The organism is Dongia sp. agr-C8 (assembly GCF_054658695.1).
Genome location: NZ_BAAGHZ010000003.1, coordinates 556,644 through 575,837, shown reverse-complemented (window position 1 = coordinate 575,837; position 19,194 = coordinate 556,644). Strand labels below are relative to the sequence as shown.

Sequence of the window (19,194 nt, the reverse complement as noted above, 5' to 3'; positions counted from 1 at the left end):
CCGGCAACACCCGGCGCAGGTTCGGGGCGATATCCGAGAGGTCACAGTCACCAAAGGAGACCCCTCCCATGCGCAAGATCACCCTCGTCACCGGCGGCAGCCGCGGCCTCGGCCGCAACACCGCGCTGAGCATCGCCCGCCAGGGCGGCGACGTCGTCATCACCTATCGCAGCCGCGCCGAGGAGGCCGGGGCGGTGGTGGCCGAGATCGCGGCGCTCGGTCGCAAGGCCGTGGCGCTGCAGCTCGACACCGGCGACGTCGCGACCTTCCCCGCCTTCGCCGCGACGCTGCGCGCGGCACTGCAGGAAACCTGGAAGCACGACCGCTTCGACCATCTGGTGAACAACGCCGGCCATGGCGACTATGCGCTGATCGGCGAGATGACCGAGGCGCAGTTCGACGGGCTGGTGAACGTCCACTTCAAGGGCGTCTATTTCCTGACCCAGACGCTGTTGCCGCTGATCGCCGACGGCGGTCGCATCGTCAATCTCTCCAGCGGCCTGACGCGGGTGACGTTCCCGGGCTACGCGGCCTATGCGGCGGTCAAGGGCGGCGTCGAGGTGCTGACCCGCTACATGGCGCGCGAGCTCGGCAAGCGCGGGATCGCGGTCAATACCGTGGCGCCGGGCGCGATCGAGACCGATTTCGGGGGCGGCGCGGTGCGCGACAACCCGGAGGTCAACAAGCTGTTCGCCGAGATGACCGCGCTCGGCCGCGCGGGGCTGCCGGACGACATCGGCCCCATGATCGCAAGCCTGCTCTCCGAGGACAATCGCTGGGTCAACGCACAGCGGATCGAGGTCTCCGGCGGACAGGGGATCTAGGTCTGGAAAGCGGCGCCGGCGCCATCCTTGCGCGCCGGCGCCCGACGCCGGTCAGCCGCGTCTGATGCCGGCGATCAGGATGTCCACCATCCGGCGGCCGCGCGGGACCCAGTCCGACCCGGTGCCCATATAGGCGAGTCCTCCGATCGAGAACAGAAGATCGATGGGCACGACATTGCGCCCTATGTCACCACTCGTTTTCGCCCGCTCGACCAACGTCGTAATCGCGCCTTCGAGGCGCGGCCTGGTCTGCGCCTGCAACGCCGCCGCGCCTCCGGCCAGGCTGGCGATGAGATCGTGCATCAGCTTCTTGGTCGCGATGTAGTCGACGAACAGAAACAGCCACTGCCGCAAGGCTTCGAGCGGCGGCTGCTCCTTCATCAATCGCTCGGCGTCGACGGCGAGCCGCTCCAGCGCGTCGCGATAGACCTGCTCGACCAGTGCGTCGCGGGTCGGGAAGTGCCGATAGAGCGTGCCGATGCCGACCCCGGCCTTGCGCGCCACCTCTTCCAGCGTGGTCGCGGCGCCGCTCTCGGCAAAGCAGGCCTTGCCTGCCTCCAGCAGCGAAGCGCGGTTGCGCGCCGCGTCCGCCCGCGGCTTGCGCGCGGCGGGCTGAGACTCGGAACGCGGTTTCGGGGCGGGCGATTTGGCCACGCAGATTCCTCTTGCTAAGCGGAGGGTGCCTCCGTATATAAACGGAGGCAAGCTATCATTTAATGCTGTTCCGGCCGGGCTTCAAGCCGAAGTCCGGCCGCGGTCTTCTGCATCCCGAACGACGGAGAGAAATTATGGCTGATTCCAATGGCTTGGCGCCGTTCGGCGCGACATCGACCAGCGATGAGGTGCTGGCCGGAATCGATCTCAGCGGCAAGCGGGTCCTGGTGACCGGCGTCTCGGCCGGGCTGGGGGTCGAGACCGCCCGTGCCTTGGCCGCGCGCGGCGCGCATGTGATCGGCGCCGCCCGCGACATCCGGAAGGCGGAATCGGCGATGGAGCAGGCCTGGGCCGCGGCGCGGAACGGCGGCGGGGTCGAGCTGATCGAACTCGACCTCGCCGCGCTCGCCAGCGTGCGCGCCTGCGCGGACCGATTGGTGGCGGTAGGCAAGCCACTCGACCTCGTCATCAACAATGCCGGGGTGATGGCCTGCCCGCTGATGCGCACCGCCGACGGATTCGAGATGCAGTTCGGCACCAACCATCTCGGCCATTTCGTCTTCACCAACCGCATCGCGCCGCTGCTGCGCCCAGGCTCGCGCGTGGTGGCGCTGGCCTCGATGGGACATCGCTATGCCGATGTCGATCTCGACGATCCAAACTTCGAGCGCACCCCCTACGACCCCTGGCAGGCCTATGGCCGCTCCAAGACCGCGAACATCCTGTTCGCGCTCGCCTTCGACAAGCGGCACCGCGAGCGCGGCGTGCGCGCGACCGCGGTGCATCCCGGCGGCATCAAGACCGAGCTCGGCAGGCACTTGAGCGACGACGATTTCGACAGCCTGCTCGCGCGGCTGAACGCCGATCTCGCCGCCAAGGGCAAGCCGCCGTTCTGGCTGAAGACCATCCCGCAGGGCGCCGCGACCTCGGTCTGGGCCGGCGTCGTCGCGCCGGCCGAAGCGGTCGGCGGGCGTTATTGCGAGAACTGCCAGGTGACCACGCGGGTCACCGACGGCGACATCGACATGGTGGACGGCGGCGTGCGGCCCTACGCGGTCGATCCCGCCCGCGCCGAAGCGCTCTGGGCGAAGAGCGAGGCACTGGTCGGCGAGAGCTTCATGTAGAGCGAGACAGCCGCCGCGCCTAGCGGAAGCAGCCGTCCACCAGCATGCGGAAGGCGACGGCGCGGTGGCTCATCTCGTGTTTCTGCGCCGGGTCCATCTCGCCGAAGGTGATGTCGTAGCCGGTCGGGATGAAGATCGGATCGTAGCCGAAGCCGCGGTCTCCGCGCGGCGCATCGGCGAGCGTGCCGAAGACCTTGCCTTCGAAGACTTCGCAATGGTCGTCGGGCCAGGCGAGCGCGAGGGCGGCGACGAAATGCGCGCCGCGCGGCTTGGCCTGGATCCCCTTCAGCACGCGGTCCATGGCATGGCCGAAATCCTTGTTGGGCCCGGCCCAGCGCGCGGAGAAGATGCCGGGCGCGCCGTCGAGACTATCGACGCAGAGACCGGAATCGTCGGCGAGTGCCGGCAGCTTCGAAGCCCGGGTGGCGGCCAGCGCCTTCAGCTTGGCGTTGCCGATGAAGCTGTCTTCGGTCTCTTCCGGCTCGGGCAGACCGAGTGCCCCGGCGGAGATCACCTCGATCGCGAAGGGCTGCAGCAGCTCGGCGATTTCCTTCGCCTTGCCTGGGTTGTGGCTGGCGAGAACCAGCTTCCGTTCGGTGAAGCGGCGCGGCATCTATAGTCCGAGCACCTGCTTTTGCAGCGCATTGAGCTCGTTTACGCCTTTGCGGGCGAGCTTCAGCAGCTCCAGGAACTGTGCCTCGGAGAAGGCGTGCTTCTCGGCGGTGCCCTGGACCTCGACGATGCCGCCGGAGCCGGTCAGCACGAAATTGGCGTCGGCCTCGGCGCTGGAATCCTCCTCGTATTCGAGGTCGAGGACGCATTGGCCGTTGTGGATGCCGCAGGAGACCGCCGCGACCTGATCGACCAGCGGGATGGTCTTGATGGCACCCATCTCCTTCATGAAGGCGAAGCAGCGGTGCAGCGCGACGTAGGCGCCGGTGATCGCCGCGGTCCGCGTCCCGCCATCCGCCTGGATCACGTCGCAGTCGAGGCGGATCTGGCGCTCGCCGAAGCCGGTCATGTCGGTGACGGCGCGCAAGGATCGGCCGATCAGGCGCTGGATCTCCTGGGTGCGGCCGGACTGCTTGCCCTTGGCGGCCTCGCGGTCGGTGCGGCTGTGGGTCGAGCGTGGCAGCATGCCGTATTCGGCGGTGACCCAGCCCTTGCCGCTGCCCTTCAGGAAGCTCGGCGCCTTCTCCTCGAGCGTCGCCGTGCAGAGCACATGGGTGTTGCCGAACTTGGCGAGGCAGGAGCCCTCGGCATAGCGGTTGACATCGACCACCAGCTCGACGGCGCGCAATTGGTCGGTCGATCTGCCGGACGGCCGGGCAGCAACAGAAGCCATGAAAAGATCCCTGGAAGGAAAGGCTGGAGACGGCGCGGAAACTACACGGCGCGGGCCGGCCGTGCAAACGTGGCGAGAGCTTTCAGTCGCACCCCCACCCAACCTCCCCCGAAGACGGGGGAGGGGTAACTCATGCGGAGCGGCGGAGGATGGCGCCCCAGCGGTCCTGGGCGATGGTGAAGCCGGCGGGAAGCTGCGCGCGCATGGCTTCGACGGTATGGCGGCGGCCGACCATGCTGCCATCCGGCTGGGGCACCGGGGTGTTGTCGAGGATCGCGAAGGTCTTCGGCGCCATCACGCTGCAGACATTGGCGAGGTAGCGCGGCAGCGCGGATTCCGCGACATGGGGCAGGACCTTGCGCGAGAACAGGAAGTCAGGCTGAAGGCCGGCGATCTCGCGCAGGACCGGCTCGGAGATGACGCCGAGCCGCACCTCTTTCTCGGCGATGAGGTCGGCGAGGCGCGCGCGGCCGAACTCATAGAACTGGTCGCTGAGGTCGATGCCGTAGAAGCGGTTCCGGTCGAGATAGCGGATGATCGGCTCGGCGGCCCAGAGCGAGCCGCAGCCATATTCGATGCAGAGATGCCCGGGCTGCAGGCCGTATTCGATCATGCGCTGGGCCCAGCGCTCGGCCTTGGCGCGGGTATAGGCCTCGTCGCGGATCTTGGCGCCGAGCGTGCTGTGCTCAGCGCCGGCGGCGAGCTTCTTCTCCATGAAGCGGAGATAGCGTTCTTCCGCCGGCTTGCGGAACAGCGCCTTGAAGCGCTTGAAGGCTTTCTGCACGGGGGACGGCTCGGGACGCGCCAAAGTGGAGTTCTTCAAAATCAGCAAACGCCAGGGTTCAGGTCGGGCACGCTCATACGATATTCCCGGCGGAACGGCAACGTGTCAGACCGCCGCCCGGTGGGTCAGACCGTGCGCACGCGGCCTGCACCCAGCGCGCAGATTGACGCACCCAGGGTAATGAGGGCGAACAGGATCGCGACCGGCGACCAGCCGCCGAAGGCGTCATGCACCAGGCCGACCGCCAGGGGCCCGGCCAGGGCGCCCATCACATAGCCAACGCTCTGGGTCATGCCGGAGAGCCTGGCCGCGGTCTCCGGACTGCCGCCGCGCTGGGCAATCATGGTGAGGGCGATGGCGAAGGCGCCGCCCTGGCCGATGCCGAGCAGCACCGACCAGAACCACATGCTGCCGATCGGCGCGAAGAGATAGCCAAGCAGCCCCGCGAGGCCGAGCGCCATCATCAACAGCGCAGCGAGCCGGAGGTCGCCGCGTCTGCTCGCCATCAGGGGCGCGACTTGCGCGCCCGCACCCTGGACCAGGATGGAGAGGCCCAGCATCAAGCCGCTGGCCGGGACGTCCATGCCGCGGTCCTGCAGGATCTTGGCGCCCCAGCCGAACACGCTGTAGGCCAGCGACGAGGCGAGTCCGAGATAGACCGTGACCTGCCAGGCCAGCGCGCTGGTCCAAAGGTTGCGCGTTTGGGTGACGGCCGCTTGCGGTGCGGAATGGAAATGGGCGCGCAAGGGCGCCCAGGCCGGCAAGGCGAGCAGCGCCAGGAGGCCCCAGACCGCCAGCGCCATCGTCCAGTCGGTGGCGAACAGGATCTCGACCTGCGGCGCCAGCGCCGCCGCACCTGCGGCGCCGACACAGAGCATCATCGTGTAGAAGCCGGTGACGGCGCCGACGCGGGTCGGGAAGTCGCGCTTCACGATGCCGGGCAGCAGCACGTTCATGACGCCGATGGAGATGCCAACGACAATGCCGCTGCCGTAAAGCAGCGCTGCCGAAGGCAGGAGGCGCATCGCGCAGCCGAGGGCGACACCGATCAAGGCCACGAAGATGACACTTTCGGCCCCGAAGCGGCGACCGAGCGCGGGCGCCAGCGGACCGATCAGGCCGAAGCAGAGCACCGGAAGCGTGGTCAGGATGCCGGCCTCGGCCCGGTCGAAGCCGAGCGACTGCACGATCTCCTCGAGCAGCGGGCCGACGCTGGTCACCGCTGGCCGGAGGTTGAGCGCCACCAGGCCGAGGCCGACCAGCATCACCAGCGGACCCAGGGGGCGCCCGGGCCGCCGCAGGGTGGACGGCGTTGGGTTGGAAATGATCTCAGCTCCGCGCTTTGAGCAGGTTCATGAAATTGTCGTAGAGCCGGCGCGAATCCCGAGCGAAAACCGGCATCTTGTTGCTCGCCTCGGCGTCGAGCCGGGCCAGCGCGCCCTCGCCCAGGGTCTCGTCGAGGGCGCAGGCATAAGCCGGGACCTCACCCCATTCGCCGACCGTCTTCGTGGTCAGCTCGGTGTGGTACTGCAGCCCGTAGGCAAGATCACCGATCCGCATCGCCTGGTTGGCGCAGGCCGGAGAGTCGGCGAGGATGACGGCGCCCTCCGGCGCCTCCAGCACGGCGGCGCCATGCCATTGCAAGGCCTGGAACGGCGTTTCGATCCCGGCGAAAAGGGGATCCGCCCGGCCTGCGGCGGTGAGATTGATGTCGAGGATGCCGACTTCGGGCTTCTCCATCTTACCGACCTGGCCGCCGAGCGCAGCACCCAGCAGCTGGTGGCCGAGGCAGAGCCCCATATAGGGCCGGGCCTGGACCTGGACCCATTCGCGGATCGCCGCCTTCTCGGCCCTCAGCCAGGGATGCTCGGTCTCCTCCCAGACGTCCATCGGCCCGCCCATGACCCAGAGCGCGTCGTAATTGTCGAGGCTCGGGATCGGCTCGCCCTCATCGAGTTCGACGGCATCCCAGGCGATGCCGTCCGCGGCGAAAAAGTCGCGGAAGACGCCGGGATGCTCGACCGCGATATGCTGGAAGACCAGAAAACGCATGTGGATACTGTGGGTGATCTCGGGAAGAGCGGCAGTCGAGCATGCCCAAAACGGGGCCGCAACGATAATTCGCGGATATTGACGCACCCCGCCCCCATACCTAGATTCGGCAGGGTCTTTTGAGGCGACTGATGCAGCATACGCCGCGCAATTTTCCGCAGCATCGGCCGGTCTTGAGCGAGCTTTCGAGCCGCTCGCGAGAAATCTTCCGGCTGATCATGGATACCTATTTCGAGACCGGGGAGCCGGTCGGCTCGCGCACGCTTTCGCGCCGGCTCGGCCAGCTCTCGCCGGCGACGATCCGCAATGTGATGGCGGACCTGGAAGAGCTCGGCCTGCTGTTCGCGCCGCATACCTCGGCCGGGCGGCTGCCGACCGATCTCGGCCTGCGGCTGTTCGTCGACGGCCTGATGGAGCTGGGCGGCCTGACCGACGCCGAGCGTGCGGCGATCGAAGGCCAATGCCAGGCGACCGGTCGCAGCATGCCGGAAGTGCTGGAGCAGGCGACCACCATGCTCTCGGGCCTATCCCATGCCGCGGGCATGGTGGTGGCGCCGAAGTCGGAGCGGCCGCTGAAACATATCGAGTTCGTGCACCTGGCCCCGGGCCGTGCGCTGGTCGTGCTGGTGACCGAAGGCGGCATGGTGGAAAACCGGGTGATTGACGTGCCGGTCGGCCTGCCGCCCTCCAGCCTCAGCGAGGCGACCAATTACCTGACCCAGCGCTTGGCCGGCCGAACCATCACCACAGCGCGCGGCGAGATCGTGCAGGATCTGGAGAGCCAGCGCGCCGAGCTCAACGAGCTCACGCGCAAGGTGGTCGAGGCGGGCCTCGCCACCTGGTCGAACGGGGCCGGCGAAGGCGCCTTGATCGTGCGCGGGCAATCGCATCTGCTCGACGGCGTCACCGAGATCGGCGACCTCGAGCGGCTGCGCGGCCTGTTTTCGGCGCTGGAGGCCAAGGAGCAGCTGCTGAAGCTGCTGGAGGCGGCGGATGCCGCGGAGGGCGTGCAGATCTTCATCGGCGCGGAGAATGAGCTGTTCGGCCTCGCCGGCTGTTCGGCGGTCATCTCGCCCTATCGTGACAGCCAGCGGCGGCTGATCGGCGCGGTGGGTGTCATCGGCCCGAGCCGGATCAACTACGCGCGCATCATCCCGATGGTCGACTACACCGCCAAGGTGATCGGCCGGATCCTGGGTTAACAATTCACCGGAGATTGCGGCCGCCCGGTGCAAACAGGGCGCGGCGATTTCCTGCATTGCAATGAACGACGGATTGATGGAGAACCGGTCCCATGATGACCGACGACAAGATGGATAACGGCACGACCGACGAGCAGGCGTCGCAGATCGAAACCGGCGAGAGCCTCGAGGAGGCACTGGCCGCCGCGCGCGCGGAAGCGGCGCAGATGAAAGACCAGGCGCTGCGCGCCATGGCCGAGGCGGAGAACACCCGCAAGCGCGCGCAGCGCGACCGCGAGGACGCGCAGAAGTACGGCATCACCAATTTCGCCCGCGAGATGTTGACCGTCGCCGACAACCTGCGGCGCGCGCTGGAAGCGATCCCGGCCGAGACATTGCAGTCGGACGAGGCGCTGAAGAACCTCTATGACGGCGTCGCCGCCACCGAGCGGCAGCTGGAAGCCGCGCTCGGCAAGCAACAGATCCAGCGCATCTGGCCGGAGGGCGAGCGCTTCGACAGCAACTTCCACCAGGCGATGTTCGAAGTGCCGGACAGCGGCAAGCCCGCCGGCACGGTCGTTCAGGTGCTGCAGGCCGGCTACAAGATCCATGACCGCCTGCTGCGCCCCGCGCTGGTGGGCGTCGCCAAGGGCGGCGCCGCAGCAGCGAACGACGCGGCGCCGGGCGGCAACGTCGATACGACGGCCTAGCTGCGTTTCGGGTGGGCTGCCCACTCATCCCCAACTCGAATCGCTGAGTCAACGACGCGAAACTCGTGGATGCCAAGGCCAGGCCTGGCATGACTGCGTTCCGGGAGATTGGCGGAGACGAATCTCCCGCTAGACGCTGAGATTCACGCTGCTGCCGCTGCGCGAGGCGAAGGTGGCGGCGCCGGTGCGGGTGTAAGCGGCGCTGGCCGCGGCGAAGGGCGGGTTGTGCAGTCCTTGGCCCAGTTGCTCCTGCGCGAAGGCTTGCGCCAGGAAAGCGCTGGAACTTCCCGAAGCTGAATTGCCGGCGGTCGCGTAGCGGATGCGCCCTGACGATGACCGCGCCGTCGCGTCCTCGGTCGAGCCGTCGCCGTTGAGCGAGGTGCGCGGATCCGTGCGCCGCGTGGCGATATCGGTGTTGGCTTCGCCGCCTTCATAGACCCGGAAGCGGAAGCGCTTGCCGCGCGCGGCATCGCCGCCCTGCTGCTGCTCGGCGTTGACGGCGAGTTCCTGCTCGCGCGCCGGCAATCGCTGAATCGGCGGCGTCGGTGGCGGCAGCAAGAGGATCTGGGCGAGATCCGACATTCACGCTCCCATCGATGCCCCGGCGGCATCGGCTGGGACAGATCATCGGAGGATTTGCCTAGAATTTGATGAATGGAGTTAAGAACGCAAGATGCGGAGATCACATTTCTCGCGATTCTGATTCCTTCACCTTTAATTTACCTTAAAGACCCGAAACTCTTCTGGGATAAGGGTCCCGTTCGATTCCGCACATTTAAGATTTGTTTAGGACTCTCCGGCGTAAGCTTCCGCCTTAAACGCTCAAATCAAAATCGGGCAGTTTCGTTGGCGAAAACCGGGGCATGATTACGCTGGGACGACAGGCTCCGGAAACGGAGGCTCTCGCACAACCTCTCGAAGCAGATTGGGTCGCCCGCGCGGTGGAAGCCGCGGGGGACATCGCCTATCGCTGGGATATCTTGAGCGACAGCCTGACCTGGGGCAGCCGCTTGAAGGAGCTGCTCGGCGAGACCAACGACGAGATCCAGTCGGGCCACGGCTTCAACAACCGGATTCATCCCGAGGACCTGCCGATCCGCCTCAAGGCCTTGAGCGACCATTTCGCCGGCCAAGCCGGCTATGACTGCGAGTATCGGCTGCGCAACAACCAGGGCGGCGTCGTCTGGGTGCATGACCGCGCCAATGCGACGCTGGACGGCGAGAAGACCCCGGTCGCGATGTGCGGCACGTTGCGCGTCATCACCCAAAGGAAGCAGACCGAGGCGCGGCTCGAGCGCATCGCCAACTACGACGAGCTGACCGGCCATTTCAACAAGACCCGTTTGCGCGACGAGCTCGACCAGGCGCTGACATTTGCGCGCCGGTTCTATGTGCCGGGTGCTTTCATGGTGATCGGCATCGACAAGCTCGCCATGATCAACAGCGCCTTCGGCTACGAGGTCGGCGACGCGGTTCTGGTCGCGATCGGCCAGCGCCTCGACCGTTATGTCCGTTCGTCCGATGTCGTGGGACGCCTGGGCGGCGACCGCTTCGGCGTCATCCTCTCGCAATGCCGCGAGGAGATGGTGGTCCATGCCATGGATCGCATCATCGACGGCATCCGCGAGGAGCCGGTGGAGATCGACGGTCAGTCGATCCCGGTTTCGGTTTCGATCGGCTGCGTGCTGTTCCCAGGACTGGTGAACACCGCCTATGACGTGATGGCCAAGGCGGAGCTCTCCCTGAACTACGCCAAGCGCAATGGCCGCTCCTGCTTCAACACCTATCGCGTTTCCGAGCAGCAGGGCCTGGTGCACCGCCATGCCATGGATATCGGGGCCCAGGTGCAGAACGCGATGCGCGACCATCGCCTGCTGTTCATGTACCAGCCGATCGTCCACGCCGAGACGCATGAGGTGGTGAAGTACGAAGCACTGCTGCGCATGCGCGACGACAAGGGCGACATCGTGCCCGCCGGTGCCTTCATCCCAGTGATCGAGCAGCTCGGCATGGCCCGCGCGCTCGACCGCTACGTGCTCGACATGGCGGTCGATGAATTGCGCGAGGCGCCGGACACCACGCTTGCAATCAACATTTCCGGCCTCACCGCCTCGGATCAGTCCTGGCTACGCGCGCTGATCTCCGCGGTGCGCTCGACCCCGCATATCGCGCCCCGGCTGGTGGTCGAGATCACCGAGACCGCGGCCTTGCATGACATCGAGGAATCGGCGCGTTTCGTGAACGTGGTGCGCGATCTGGGCTGCAAGGTGGCGATCGACGATTTCGGCGCCGGCTTCACCTCGTTCCGGCACTTGAAGGCGCTGACCGTGGACATGGTCAAGATCGACGGCTCCTTCGTTCTCAATCTTTCGCGCAACGTCGACAACCAGCTGTTCGTGCGGAATCTCATGGGCCTCGCCGCCACCTTCGGCCTCGAGACCGTTGCGGAATTCGTCGAGAATGCCGAGGACGCGGACTTCCTGCTGAAGGCCGGCGTCGGCTATCTCCAGGGCTATTATTTCGGCCGCCCGGCGCTGAAGCGGAACTGGCCGACCGGTGCCAGCATCACCCCGATCGCCCTGGTCGCCGAATAGACCCAAACGAGGCGGCTTGCACCTTGCGGCGCAACCTGCTTTCTCTCCCCAAATGATCTCCCACTCCGCCGATGAGCGCGGTTTCGGCATTTATGTGCATTGGCCGTTCTGCCGCGCCAAATGCCCCTATTGCGACTTCAACAGCCATGTGCGCGAGGCGATCGATCAACGCCGCTGGCGCGATGCGCTGCTGGCGGAGCTCGCTCACTATGCCGCGCGGACCCAGGGCCGGACCGTCACCAGCATCTTCTTCGGCGGCGGCACGCCCTCGCTGATGGAGCCGGAGACCACGGCGGCCTTGATCGGCGCGGTCCAGGCGCATTGGGCGCGTGACGACGATCTGGAGATCACGCTGGAGGCGAATCCGACCTCGGTCGAGATCGGGCGCTTCCGGGCCTTTCGCGAAGCCGGGGTCAACCGGGTCTCGATCGGCGTGCAGGCGCTGGACGAGCAGGTGCTGAAGTTCCTCGGCCGTCAGCACAGCGCCGGCGAGGCGATCCGCGCGCTGGAGATCGGCCGCGCGACCTTCCCCAGGCTTTCCTTCGATCTCATCTATGCGCGGCCGGGCCAGAGTCTCGCGGCTTGGGCCGACGAACTCAGCACGGCGCTCAGCCTCGCCGACAGCCATATCTCGCTCTATCAGCTCACCATCGAGCCCGGCACCGCCTTCGAGCAGCGGGTCGCGCGCGGCGACTTCCAGACCTTGCCGGAGGAAGAGCAGGCCACGCTGTTCGACTGGACCGCGTCGCGGCTGGAGCGCGCAGGGATGCCGGCCTATGAAATCTCCAACCATGCCCGGCCCGGCGAGGAGTCGCGGCACAACCTGACCTATTGGCGCTATGGCGATTACATCGGCGTCGGTCCCGGCGCGCATGGGCGGCTGACGCTCGCGGGCACGAAATTCGCGACCCGTCAGCACCGCGCGCCGGAAGCCTGGCTCGAAATGGTCGAGCGCGAAGGCCATGCGACGCGGCAGCGCGACGAAGTCGCGGCGCCGGCGCGGCTGCAGGAAATGGTGATGATGGGCCTGCGCCTCGCCGAAGGGATCCCGGCGGCGCGGTTTGTCGCCGAGACCGGCAAAGCGATCGACGCGGCGCTTGACGGCAAGGCGCTCACGCGCCTGATCGAGGGTGGATTCCTGGCCTTGGAAGGCGATCGGTTGCGCGCGACGAATGAAGGCCGCGCGCGCCTGGATGCCGTCCTCGGCGCGCTGCTGGCCTGATTATTCGCCGCCCAGCATCTCGGCGGTGCATTTGCCGGCGTCGCAGGCTTCCGACTTCTCTTTGAGGAACTGGGTGCGCTGCTCGGTGAAGTCGACGGCGCAGGAGAGATCGACGGAATAGCCTTCACTGTCGGTCGAGCCGCATTCGGCATTGCGCTTCTTGATCCAGGCCAGCTGGCCCTTCTTCAGCGCCGCCTTCTCCTGGGCGTTGAGCTTGGCGGTGAGCGCCTTGTAGGCGGCGTTCAGCACATCGTCGGAAGCGATGTATTGCTTGGCATAGCAATAGACATCCTCGAACTCGTTCTTAGCGCCGCAATCGGCGCGGGCTTCGGTGCTGCCGAGGTGCACTTCCAGGCCGGCAATCAGCAAGGCGACAGGTAGGTAACGGCGCATGGATCTCTCCCGTGAAACGCACGACTCCGTCGTCGGCGCAGCGCTTTCGGTTCAGTTGCCCATCGGCTTAGTTGATGGTCGCCTGGAACATGGTCGGGGCGGGATCGCGCACGGCAATACCGCCGGGGCCGATCTCCAGCACGGCAAGGCCGCGGGTCACGGTGCCGTCGGCATTCATCCGGAAGAGGCCGGTGACGCCGGAGAAACCCGAGGGATCGGTCAGGCGGGTCAGGCTGTAATCGCCGCCCGGCTTCGCCTTGCCGAGCGCGATCGCGAGCGTCACCGCGTCGTAGACGACGCCGGCGCGCAGATCCGGCGGCGCGCCGTAAACCGACTGATAGCGCTGCACGAAGTTGTTCCAGCGGTCTTGCGGCGTGGTCGCGAACCAGCCGCCGGCCAGGAGCTTCTCGCCGGCCAGGCTGGGGTCGTTCCACAAGGCGGTGCCGAGCAGGCGCACCGATCCGGCCGGCGTCGGGCCACCGCCCGGCCCGGCGATCGGCACGCCAAAGCCGGGCAGCATCGCGACGATGGCGCGCAGCTTCTGGCCGCCTTCGGGAATCATCAGCGCGTCGAAGCCGCTGCTCTTGTAGGCATCCACCAGCTTCTGCATGGTCGGGATCAGGTCGCCCTGCGCCGGGTCGTAGGATTGCATCAGGGCGATCTCGCCGCCGGCCTGCACCACCGCATCCTGATAGGCCTGCCGCACCACGCTGCCGTAGGCCGAGTTCGGATAGAGGATGGCGAAACGCTTGACCTGCTGCCCCGCCGCGTATTGCACGACGCGCTCGACCTGGGCCTGGGGCGCGAGCCCGAGCACGAAAACGCCCGGCTTCGCCGCCGCGCGATCGTTGGAGAAGCTGATGACCGGAATGACCCCGCCCGCGGCGTTGCCCGCGGCCGGCGCCTCGGTCGAGAAGACCGGGCCCAGCACCACACCGACGCCTTCCTGCATCGCGCTGCTGACCGCGCCGCCCGGACCCGTCACAGCGGCGCTGTCGCGCACCACCAGGGCGAAGTCGTCGCCGGCGGAATCGAACACACCCATCTCGGCAGCCTGCATCAGCGAGCGGCCGACGCCGGCATTCTGGCCGGAGAGCGGCAGCAGCAGCGCCGCCTTCGCCTGGTTCGTCGGCGCCGGTTGCGTGAGGTCCATGCCGGGGGCCGGCGTCACCGGCGTCGGCGCCTGAACCTGCGGTTGCTGCTGGCTCGGCGCCTGTGGTGGCGGTAGGTTGGGCGCGCATCCGGCGAGCGAAAGAGCCATGGCGGCAAGCGCCAGGTGCATTGGACGGAGTGCGCTGGAAATGCGGAATGTCACGATAGACGCCCTTGGGAAACGCTCTGGAACGGCCGATGTCCGAGCCTAACGACAGCAGGGAAGGAAGGCAACGCCGCCCCCAATCGTTCCCCGCGTCCAAGGGGGGCTTGCTGGCATTGGTGGCGACGCCGATCGGCAATCTCGGCGACATCAGCGCGCGGGCGCTCGAGACCCTGCGCGATGCCGATCTCATTGCCTGCGAGGACACGCGAGTCACCGGCAATCTTCTGCAGAAGTTCGAGATCCGCCGGCCGACCCTGCCCTATCACGATCACAATGCCGAGACGATGCGCCCGAAGCTGATGGAACGCCTGCTTCACGGCGAAACTGTGGCGCTGGTTTCCGATGCCGGCATGCCGCTGATCAACGACCCCGGCTACAAGCTGGTGCGTGCGGCGACCGACGCCGGGATCGCCGTCACCGTCATCCCGGGCCCGTCGGCGCCGCTTGCGGCTTTGGTGCTTTCCGGCCTGCCCAGCGACCGCTTCCTGTTCGCGGGCTTCCTGCCGGTGAAAGACGGTGCCCGGCGCGAGACGCTGATGGAATTGAAGGCCGTCCCGGCGACCCTGCTGTTCTTCGAGACCGGACCGCGCCTCGCCGACAGTCTCGGCACCTGTGCGGAGGTGCTCGGCGATCGCCCCGCCGCGGTCGCGCGCGAATTGACCAAGCTGCATGAAGAGGTGCGGCGCGACACCCTCGGCGCCCTGGCACGCCATTACCAGGAGCAGGGCGCGCCGAAAGGCGAGATCGTGGTGGTAATCGGGCCGCCCCTGCCGGAAGAGCAGGCCTTCGATGTGGATGCCGCGCTCGCGACCGCGCTGCAGTCCATGGCGGTGAAGGATGCCGCGGCCGCGGTGGCGGCAGCCAGCGGCCGGCCGCGGCGGGAGATCTATACCCGCGCCCTGGCGCTGGCCGGGCGCCGGCCGTGAAGACGCCGGCCAGCCGCAAGACCGCCGATCGCAAGACAGCCGGGGGGCGCGACGCCTATCAACGGGGTCATGGCGCGGAGAAGCGGGCGGCCTGGTGGCTGCGGCTCAAAGGCTATCGGGTGCTGGCGATCAACTGGCGCTCGGTCGCCGGGGAGATCGACCTGATCGCCCGGCGCGGCGGCATCCTGGCCTTCATCGAAGTGAAACAGCGGATCGACGCCGATACCGCGACCCTCTCGCTCGCGCCGCAGCAGCGGGCGCGGCTCGCCCGGGCGGCCGGTTTGTTCGTGGCCCAGCGCCCGGAACTGGCCGATCTCACCCTGCGGTTCGATCTGATGGCGTTCGGGCGCATGGGACGTCCGGTCCATATGAAAGACGCATGGCGGCCGGAATCCGGTTAAGGCATGATTCGGCTATGTCGCCATCAAAGCGAATCGGGCCGGGCATCGGCGCCTCGCTGCTGATCGCCCTGCTTCCGCTCGGGCTTTCCGGCTGTTCGCCGGTCGGCATGGCGATCGGCGCCGGCGCCACGGTCACCAACATGGCGATGGAAGAACGCGGCTTCATCAACTCGGCGCGGGACAAGGCGATCTGGACCCACATCACGGGACAGATGCTGACCAAGAACCAGAAGCTGTTCCAGAACGTCGACGTCCAGGTGCATGAGGGCCGCGTGCTCTTGACCGGCTTCGTCCAGAAGCGGGAGGACCGGATCGAGGCGACCCGCATCGCCTGGGAGCCGGACGGCGTGCGGGAGGTGGTGGATGAGATCAAGCTGGGGCGGAGCCTGGATGCCGGCGACTTTGCCGAGGACGTCGTTCTGATCCAGCAAATCCGCCTCAAATTGATGTTCGACCGCGATATCCGGGCCATCAATTACAGCGTGGATTGCATCCGCTCGACGGTGTATCTGATGGGCGTCGCCCGGACCCCGGCGGAGCTGCAACGCGTCATCGACCATGTGCGCGACGTTCCCTATGTCCGTGCGGTGGTCAACCATGTGCGCGTGAGAACCGATCCCTTGCCTCCCATTCCTGAGAACCCGCCGGCGATTGCGGCGCCCGCGCCGAGCAATACGCCGTCCAGGCCGGCCACCGGGCCGCGCAAGCCCGCGCAGCAGGCGACACGATGACTGTGCCCCCAGGCGAGAACGTGACGGGCGAGCATACGGAGGGCGGCGGCGGCGATCCGCGCCAGGTGTTGACCGCGGTCGGCGCCGTCGAGGATTCCGACATCGACATCGCGGAAGCGGGGCTGGCCCTGGCGGCGATGGACCGGCGGCGCAGCGTGCCGGAGAGCTATCACGAGCATCTGGCGGCGATCGCCGCCGAGATGCAGAAGCTCGCCCTGGAGTTGGATTGCAACGCCGAGGGCGACCTCGGTCTGTTCAACCGCGCGACCACGCTCTCGAAGGTGCTGGCCGGCAACTTCAGCTACCAGGGCGATCGCGTCACCTATGACGACCTGCAGAACGCCAACCTGATGCGGGTGATCGACCGGCGCAAAGGCCTGCCGGTCGCGCTGGCCATTCTTTATATCCACGCCGCGCGCAGCCAGGGATGGGCGATCGAAGGCGTGAATTTCCCCGGCCATTTCGTGGTCCGCCTGCACAATGCCGGCCGCGCGGTGATCCTCGATCCCTTCGCCGGCGGCGAGCCCTGCACCACCGCCGATCTCCGGCGGAAATTGAAAGCGGCGGCCGGCGAGAAGGCCGAGCTGCAGCCCGAGCATTACGCCGCGGTCGGCAACCGCGACATCCTGCTCAGGCTCGAGAACAACCTGAAGATCCGCCTGATCCAGGAAGGCGACCTCGAGAAGGCGGCGGCGGCGCTCGACCGGATGCTGCTGATGGCACCCAAGCACGCGCCGCTCTACCGCGAGGCCGGCCTCATCCAGGCACGGCTCGGCAACCTCATCGCGGCGCGCGCGGCGCTGGAGCGCTTCCTGGAGATTTCCGACAATGACAGCCAGCGGCATCACGTCGCGCGGCTGATCCAGGATCTCGGCCAACAGATCAATTGAGGACTCGAAGATGTCGCTCTTCGTCGCCGTCCAGATGGACCCGATCGAGCATGTCAATATCGACGGCGATTCCACCTTCGTCATGGGCCTCGCCGCGCAGGAGCGCGGGCATAGGCTGTTCTTCTATCACACCAGCCGGCTGACCTTTCGCGACGGCAAGGTGATTGCGCGCGGCGCCCCGATGGAGCTGCGGCGCGAGCGCGGCAACCACTTCACCCTGGGCGCGCCGGAGACGATCGAGCTCCAGAAGGCCGATGTCGTGCTGATGCGGCAGGACCCGCCGTTCGACATGTCCTATATCACCGCGACGCATATCCTCGAGCATATCCACCCGAAGACCCTGGTGGTGAACGATCCGGTCGAGGTCAGGAACGCGCCGGAGAAGCTGTTCGTCACCAAGTTCGCCGGGCTGATGCCGCCGACCTTGATCACCTCGGACAAGGCCGAGATCCTCGACTTCCGCGCCACGCACAAGGACATCATCGTGAAGCCGCTCTACGGCAATGGCGGCGCCGGTGTGTTCCACGTGACGCCGCACGACGAGAACCTGGGCTCGCTGCTGGAGATGTTCACCCAGCTCTATCGTGAGCCGGTGATCGTGCAGCGCTACCTCCCCGAGGTGCGGGCCGGCGACAAGCGCATCATCCTGATCGACGGCGAACCGGTCGGCGCCATCAACCGAGTGCCGCAGGCCGGCGAGGCGCGCTCCAACATGCATGCCGGCGGCAAGCCGATGCGATCCAACCTCACCGCGCGCGAGGTTGAGATCTGCAAGATTCTCGGCCCGGAGCTGAAGCGCCGCGGCATGATCTTCGTCGGCATTGACGTGATCGGCGACTACTTAACCGAGATCAACGTCACCTCGCCGACCGGCCTGCAGGAGATTGCCCGCTTCGACGGCACGCGGCCCGAGATGAAGATCTGGGACGCGATCGAAGGCCGCCTCGGGCGCAAGTAGCCCCTACTCGTTGGTCGGGAGCGGCGGGACCGGTGGCGCGCGGTGCTGCTGGCGGGCAACGACGGTTTCGCGGTGGATGATGTAGATGCCGGCCGCGACCACGATGCCGCCGCCGACGATCAGGAAGACGTCCGGCACTTCCTCGAAGAAGATCCAGCCCAGCAGGAAACCATAGACCAGGGCGGTGTAGTCGAAAGACGCGACCGTGGCGGCGCGGGCGCGCTGATAGGCCATGGTCATGAAGATCTGCGCGATGCCGCCGAAGATTCCGATCACCACGATCAGCATGATCTCGCGGGGATCGCTCGGCATGACCCAGGCCACCTTGGGATCGTTGAAGCCCAGCGGAATGGTGAGCAGCGAGGCCAGGGTCGCGAACAAGGTGAAGTGGAAGACGATGGTGGTCGAAGGTTCGGTCGCGCCCAGCTTGCGGATCGACATCATCGCCGCGGCGTAAAGGACCGCCGCCGCCAGAGGCCAGGCCGCGTTCGGGTCGAACATGGTGGAGCCCGGCCGCACCATCACCAGGACCCCGATGAAGCCGACGATGACCGCCGACCAGCGGCGCCAGCCGACATGCTCGCCCAGGACCGGCACGGAAAGAACGGTGATGAAGATCGGCCCGGAAAGGCCGAGCGCGATCGCGTCGGACAAAGGAAGTTCGAGATAGCTCCGGAAGAAGCAGTACATCGAGAGCACGCCGAAGACGCCGCGCAGCACATGGCCCCAGGGTCGCGCAGTCTTCAGCGGGATCCCGCCATGGCGCCAGAAGGCAAAGACCAGCAGCGGGATGAAGCCGAACAGGTTGCGGAAGAAGATGATCTCGCCGGTCGGAAAGCTCTGCGAGATCTCCTTGATGATCGCGTCCATCACCGTGAAGGTGAAGACCGCGCAATTGGCGAAGACGATGCCCCAGATCGCGGCGCCCGCCGGACCGCCGGCGCCCTGCGAGGCGGGCCTGGTCGTGGTCGTGGTTTGAACCAATGTGGTCTCGCTGGGGAAGACGGGTGGGAAAGAACGCCAGCCGGCGCCTGATCGAAGTCAGCTTATTCCCGGCCAGCCGGATATGCCATTAGCGGCTCTGCAT

At 66.9% G+C, this 19,194-nt stretch carries 21 protein-coding genes; 11 read left to right on the top strand and 10 right to left on the bottom strand.

What is annotated here, in order from left to right; all coding sequences use genetic code 11:
* The first annotated feature begins 68 nt into the window (after positions 1-68).
* Positions 69-824 carry an SDR family NAD(P)-dependent oxidoreductase gene (locus tag ACYQ4T_RS16900; protein ID WP_459856473.1) on the top strand — a complete coding sequence of 252 codons (756 nt, stop codon included), beginning with the start codon at positions 69-71 and terminating at the stop codon, positions 822-824.
* A gap of 51 nt (positions 825-875) precedes the next feature.
* Here the strand turns inward: ACYQ4T_RS16900 and ACYQ4T_RS16895 are convergent, their stop codons facing one another.
* A complete protein-coding gene (locus ACYQ4T_RS16895) occupies positions 876-1,478 on the bottom strand; it encodes a TetR/AcrR family transcriptional regulator (RefSeq protein WP_459856470.1) in 603 nt (200 codons plus the stop codon).
* A 134-nt stretch (positions 1,479-1,612) separates the two neighbouring features.
* Between ACYQ4T_RS16895 and ACYQ4T_RS16890 the strand changes: the two genes are divergently transcribed.
* On the top strand, positions 1,613-2,602 hold the full coding sequence (locus ACYQ4T_RS16890; protein ID WP_459856467.1) for an SDR family NAD(P)-dependent oxidoreductase: 990 nt from the start codon (positions 1,613-1,615) through the stop codon (positions 2,600-2,602).
* Positions 2,603-2,621: 19 nt separating this feature from the next.
* On the opposite strand, the gene rdgB is transcribed toward ACYQ4T_RS16890, so the two are convergent.
* The 5 genes from rdgB to ACYQ4T_RS16865 all read right to left on the bottom strand — a co-directional run bounded on the left by rdgB (position 2,622) and on the right by ACYQ4T_RS16865 (position 6,783).
* Complete coding sequence (gene rdgB / locus ACYQ4T_RS16885) at positions 2,622-3,215, bottom strand: RdgB/HAM1 family non-canonical purine NTP pyrophosphatase (protein WP_459856464.1); 594 nt, start codon at positions 3,213-3,215, stop codon at positions 2,622-2,624.
* On the bottom strand, positions 3,216-3,947 hold the full coding sequence (gene rph, locus ACYQ4T_RS16880) for a ribonuclease PH (RefSeq protein WP_459856461.1): 732 nt from the start codon (positions 3,945-3,947) through the stop codon (positions 3,216-3,218). It lies immediately after the preceding gene.
* Positions 3,948-4,077: 130 nt separating this feature from the next.
* Positions 4,078-4,731, bottom strand: coding sequence for an SAM-dependent methyltransferase (locus ACYQ4T_RS16875; protein WP_459856459.1), 654 nt, complete (start codon positions 4,729-4,731; stop codon positions 4,078-4,080).
* A 125-nt stretch (positions 4,732-4,856) separates the two neighbouring features.
* Positions 4,857-5,996 carry an MFS transporter gene (locus ACYQ4T_RS16870; protein WP_459858037.1) on the bottom strand — a complete coding sequence of 380 codons (1,140 nt, stop codon included), beginning with the start codon at positions 5,994-5,996 and terminating at the stop codon, positions 4,857-4,859.
* Between the two features lie 64 nt (positions 5,997-6,060).
* Positions 6,061-6,783, bottom strand: coding sequence for a type 1 glutamine amidotransferase (locus tag ACYQ4T_RS16865; protein ID WP_459856457.1), 723 nt, complete (start codon positions 6,781-6,783; stop codon positions 6,061-6,063).
* A gap of 131 nt (positions 6,784-6,914) precedes the next feature.
* On the opposite strand from ACYQ4T_RS16865, the gene hrcA reads away from it, so the two are divergent.
* Positions 6,915-7,985 carry a heat-inducible transcriptional repressor HrcA gene (hrcA, locus tag ACYQ4T_RS16860; protein WP_459856454.1) on the top strand — a complete coding sequence of 357 codons (1,071 nt, stop codon included), beginning with the start codon at positions 6,915-6,917 and terminating at the stop codon, positions 7,983-7,985.
* Between the two features lie 92 nt (positions 7,986-8,077).
* Positions 8,078-8,674 (top strand): nucleotide exchange factor GrpE, encoded by a 597-nt coding sequence (gene grpE / locus ACYQ4T_RS16855; RefSeq protein ID WP_459856452.1) that lies wholly within the window; start codon positions 8,078-8,080, stop codon positions 8,672-8,674.
* Between the two features lie 129 nt (positions 8,675-8,803).
* Here grpE and ACYQ4T_RS16850 read toward each other — a convergent pair whose 3' ends face one another.
* The gene (locus ACYQ4T_RS16850; RefSeq protein ID WP_459856450.1) at positions 8,804-9,256 is read right to left on the bottom strand and encodes a hypothetical protein; all 453 of its coding nucleotides are present in this window, start codon (positions 9,254-9,256) and stop codon (positions 8,804-8,806) included.
* 359 nt (positions 9,257-9,615) lie between these two features.
* Here ACYQ4T_RS16850 and ACYQ4T_RS16845 point away from each other — a divergent pair, with 359 nt between their 5' ends.
* Together ACYQ4T_RS16845 and hemW are read left to right on the top strand one after the other, a co-directional pair.
* Positions 9,616-11,268, top strand: coding sequence for a putative bifunctional diguanylate cyclase/phosphodiesterase (locus ACYQ4T_RS16845; protein ID WP_459856447.1), 1,653 nt, complete (start codon positions 9,616-9,618; stop codon positions 11,266-11,268).
* A 52-nt stretch (positions 11,269-11,320) separates the two neighbouring features.
* Positions 11,321-12,490, top strand: coding sequence for a radical SAM family heme chaperone HemW (hemW, locus tag ACYQ4T_RS16840; RefSeq protein ID WP_459856444.1), 1,170 nt, complete (start codon positions 11,321-11,323; stop codon positions 12,488-12,490).
* On the opposite strand, the gene ACYQ4T_RS16835 is transcribed toward hemW, so the two are convergent.
* Positions 12,491-12,883 carry a lysozyme inhibitor LprI family protein gene (locus ACYQ4T_RS16835; RefSeq protein ID WP_459856442.1) on the bottom strand — a complete coding sequence of 131 codons (393 nt, stop codon included), beginning with the start codon at positions 12,881-12,883 and terminating at the stop codon, positions 12,491-12,493. It abuts the gene before it with no gap.
* 67 nt (positions 12,884-12,950) lie between these two features.
* Entirely contained in the window at positions 12,951-14,144 is a 1,194-nt protein-coding gene (locus ACYQ4T_RS16830; protein WP_459856440.1) for a penicillin-binding protein activator, read from the bottom strand.
* 161 nt (positions 14,145-14,305) lie between these two features.
* On the opposite strand from ACYQ4T_RS16830, the gene rsmI reads away from it, so the two are divergent.
* The 5 genes from rsmI to gshB are packed head-to-tail and all read left to right on the top strand — an operon-like array spanning position 14,306 to position 18,107.
* Positions 14,306-15,127 (top strand): 16S rRNA (cytidine(1402)-2'-O)-methyltransferase, encoded by an 822-nt coding sequence (gene rsmI, locus ACYQ4T_RS16825; protein ID WP_459856437.1) that lies wholly within the window; start codon positions 14,306-14,308, stop codon positions 15,125-15,127.
* Positions 15,124-15,528: a YraN family protein gene (locus tag ACYQ4T_RS16820; protein ID WP_459856435.1), complete on the top strand. Its 405-nt coding sequence runs from the start codon at positions 15,124-15,126 to the stop codon at positions 15,526-15,528. Before rsmI ends, ACYQ4T_RS16820 begins: the two co-directional genes overlap by 4 nt.
* Before the next feature lie 14 nt (positions 15,529-15,542).
* On the top strand, positions 15,543-16,259 hold the full coding sequence (locus ACYQ4T_RS16815) for a BON domain-containing protein (protein WP_459856432.1): 717 nt from the start codon (positions 15,543-15,545) through the stop codon (positions 16,257-16,259).
* Positions 16,256-17,149, top strand: coding sequence for a SirB1 family protein (locus tag ACYQ4T_RS16810; protein ID WP_459856429.1), 894 nt, complete (start codon positions 16,256-16,258; stop codon positions 17,147-17,149). The genes ACYQ4T_RS16815 and ACYQ4T_RS16810 overlap by 4 nt, the downstream gene beginning before the upstream one ends.
* Before the next feature lie 10 nt (positions 17,150-17,159).
* Positions 17,160-18,107 carry a glutathione synthase gene (gene gshB / locus ACYQ4T_RS16805; RefSeq protein WP_459856426.1) on the top strand — a complete coding sequence of 316 codons (948 nt, stop codon included), beginning with the start codon at positions 17,160-17,162 and terminating at the stop codon, positions 18,105-18,107.
* A 3-nt stretch (positions 18,108-18,110) separates the two neighbouring features.
* On the opposite strand, the gene ACYQ4T_RS16800 is transcribed toward gshB, so the two are convergent.
* The gene (locus tag ACYQ4T_RS16800; protein ID WP_459856423.1) at positions 18,111-19,091 is read right to left on the bottom strand and encodes a DMT family transporter; all 981 of its coding nucleotides are present in this window, start codon (positions 19,089-19,091) and stop codon (positions 18,111-18,113) included.
* Positions 19,092-19,194: the final 103 nt, after the last annotated feature.

What these genes read in the sequence shown, in the direction of transcription:
- ACYQ4T_RS16900 (WP_459856473.1), top strand. Translation starts at nt 69, where the DNA reads ATGCGCAAGATCACCCTCGTCACCGGCGGCAGCCGCGGCCTCGGCCGC.
- ACYQ4T_RS16890 (WP_459856467.1), top strand. Translation starts at nt 1,613, where the DNA reads ATGGCTGATTCCAATGGCTTGGCGCCGTTCGGCGCGACATCGACCAGC.
- rdgB (WP_459856464.1), bottom strand. Translation starts at nt 3,215, where the DNA reads ATGCCGCGCCGCTTCACCGAACGGAAGCTGGTTCTCGCCAGCCACAAC.
- rph (WP_459856461.1), bottom strand. Translation starts at nt 3,947, where the DNA reads ATGGCTTCTGTTGCTGCCCGGCCGTCCGGCAGATCGACCGACCAATTG.
- ACYQ4T_RS16870 (WP_459858037.1), bottom strand. Translation starts at nt 5,996, where the DNA reads ATGCTGGTCGGCCTCGGCCTGGTGGCGCTCAACCTCCGGCCAGCGGTG.
- ACYQ4T_RS16865 (WP_459856457.1), bottom strand. Translation starts at nt 6,783, where the DNA reads ATGCGTTTTCTGGTCTTCCAGCATATCGCGGTCGAGCATCCCGGCGTC.
- hrcA (WP_459856454.1), top strand. Translation starts at nt 6,915, where the DNA reads ATGCAGCATACGCCGCGCAATTTTCCGCAGCATCGGCCGGTCTTGAGC.
- grpE (WP_459856452.1), top strand. Translation starts at nt 8,078, where the DNA reads ATGATGACCGACGACAAGATGGATAACGGCACGACCGACGAGCAGGCG.
- ACYQ4T_RS16850 (WP_459856450.1), bottom strand. Translation starts at nt 9,256, where the DNA reads ATGTCGGATCTCGCCCAGATCCTCTTGCTGCCGCCACCGACGCCGCCG.
- hemW (WP_459856444.1), top strand. Translation starts at nt 11,321, where the DNA reads ATGATCTCCCACTCCGCCGATGAGCGCGGTTTCGGCATTTATGTGCAT.
- ACYQ4T_RS16835 (WP_459856442.1), bottom strand. Translation starts at nt 12,883, where the DNA reads ATGCGCCGTTACCTACCTGTCGCCTTGCTGATTGCCGGCCTGGAAGTG.
- ACYQ4T_RS16830 (WP_459856440.1), bottom strand. Translation starts at nt 14,144, where the DNA reads ATGGCTCTTTCGCTCGCCGGATGCGCGCCCAACCTACCGCCACCACAG.
- ACYQ4T_RS16815 (WP_459856432.1), top strand. Translation starts at nt 15,543, where the DNA reads ATGTCGCCATCAAAGCGAATCGGGCCGGGCATCGGCGCCTCGCTGCTG.
- ACYQ4T_RS16810 (WP_459856429.1), top strand. Translation starts at nt 16,256, where the DNA reads ATGACTGTGCCCCCAGGCGAGAACGTGACGGGCGAGCATACGGAGGGC.
- gshB (WP_459856426.1), top strand. Translation starts at nt 17,160, where the DNA reads ATGTCGCTCTTCGTCGCCGTCCAGATGGACCCGATCGAGCATGTCAAT.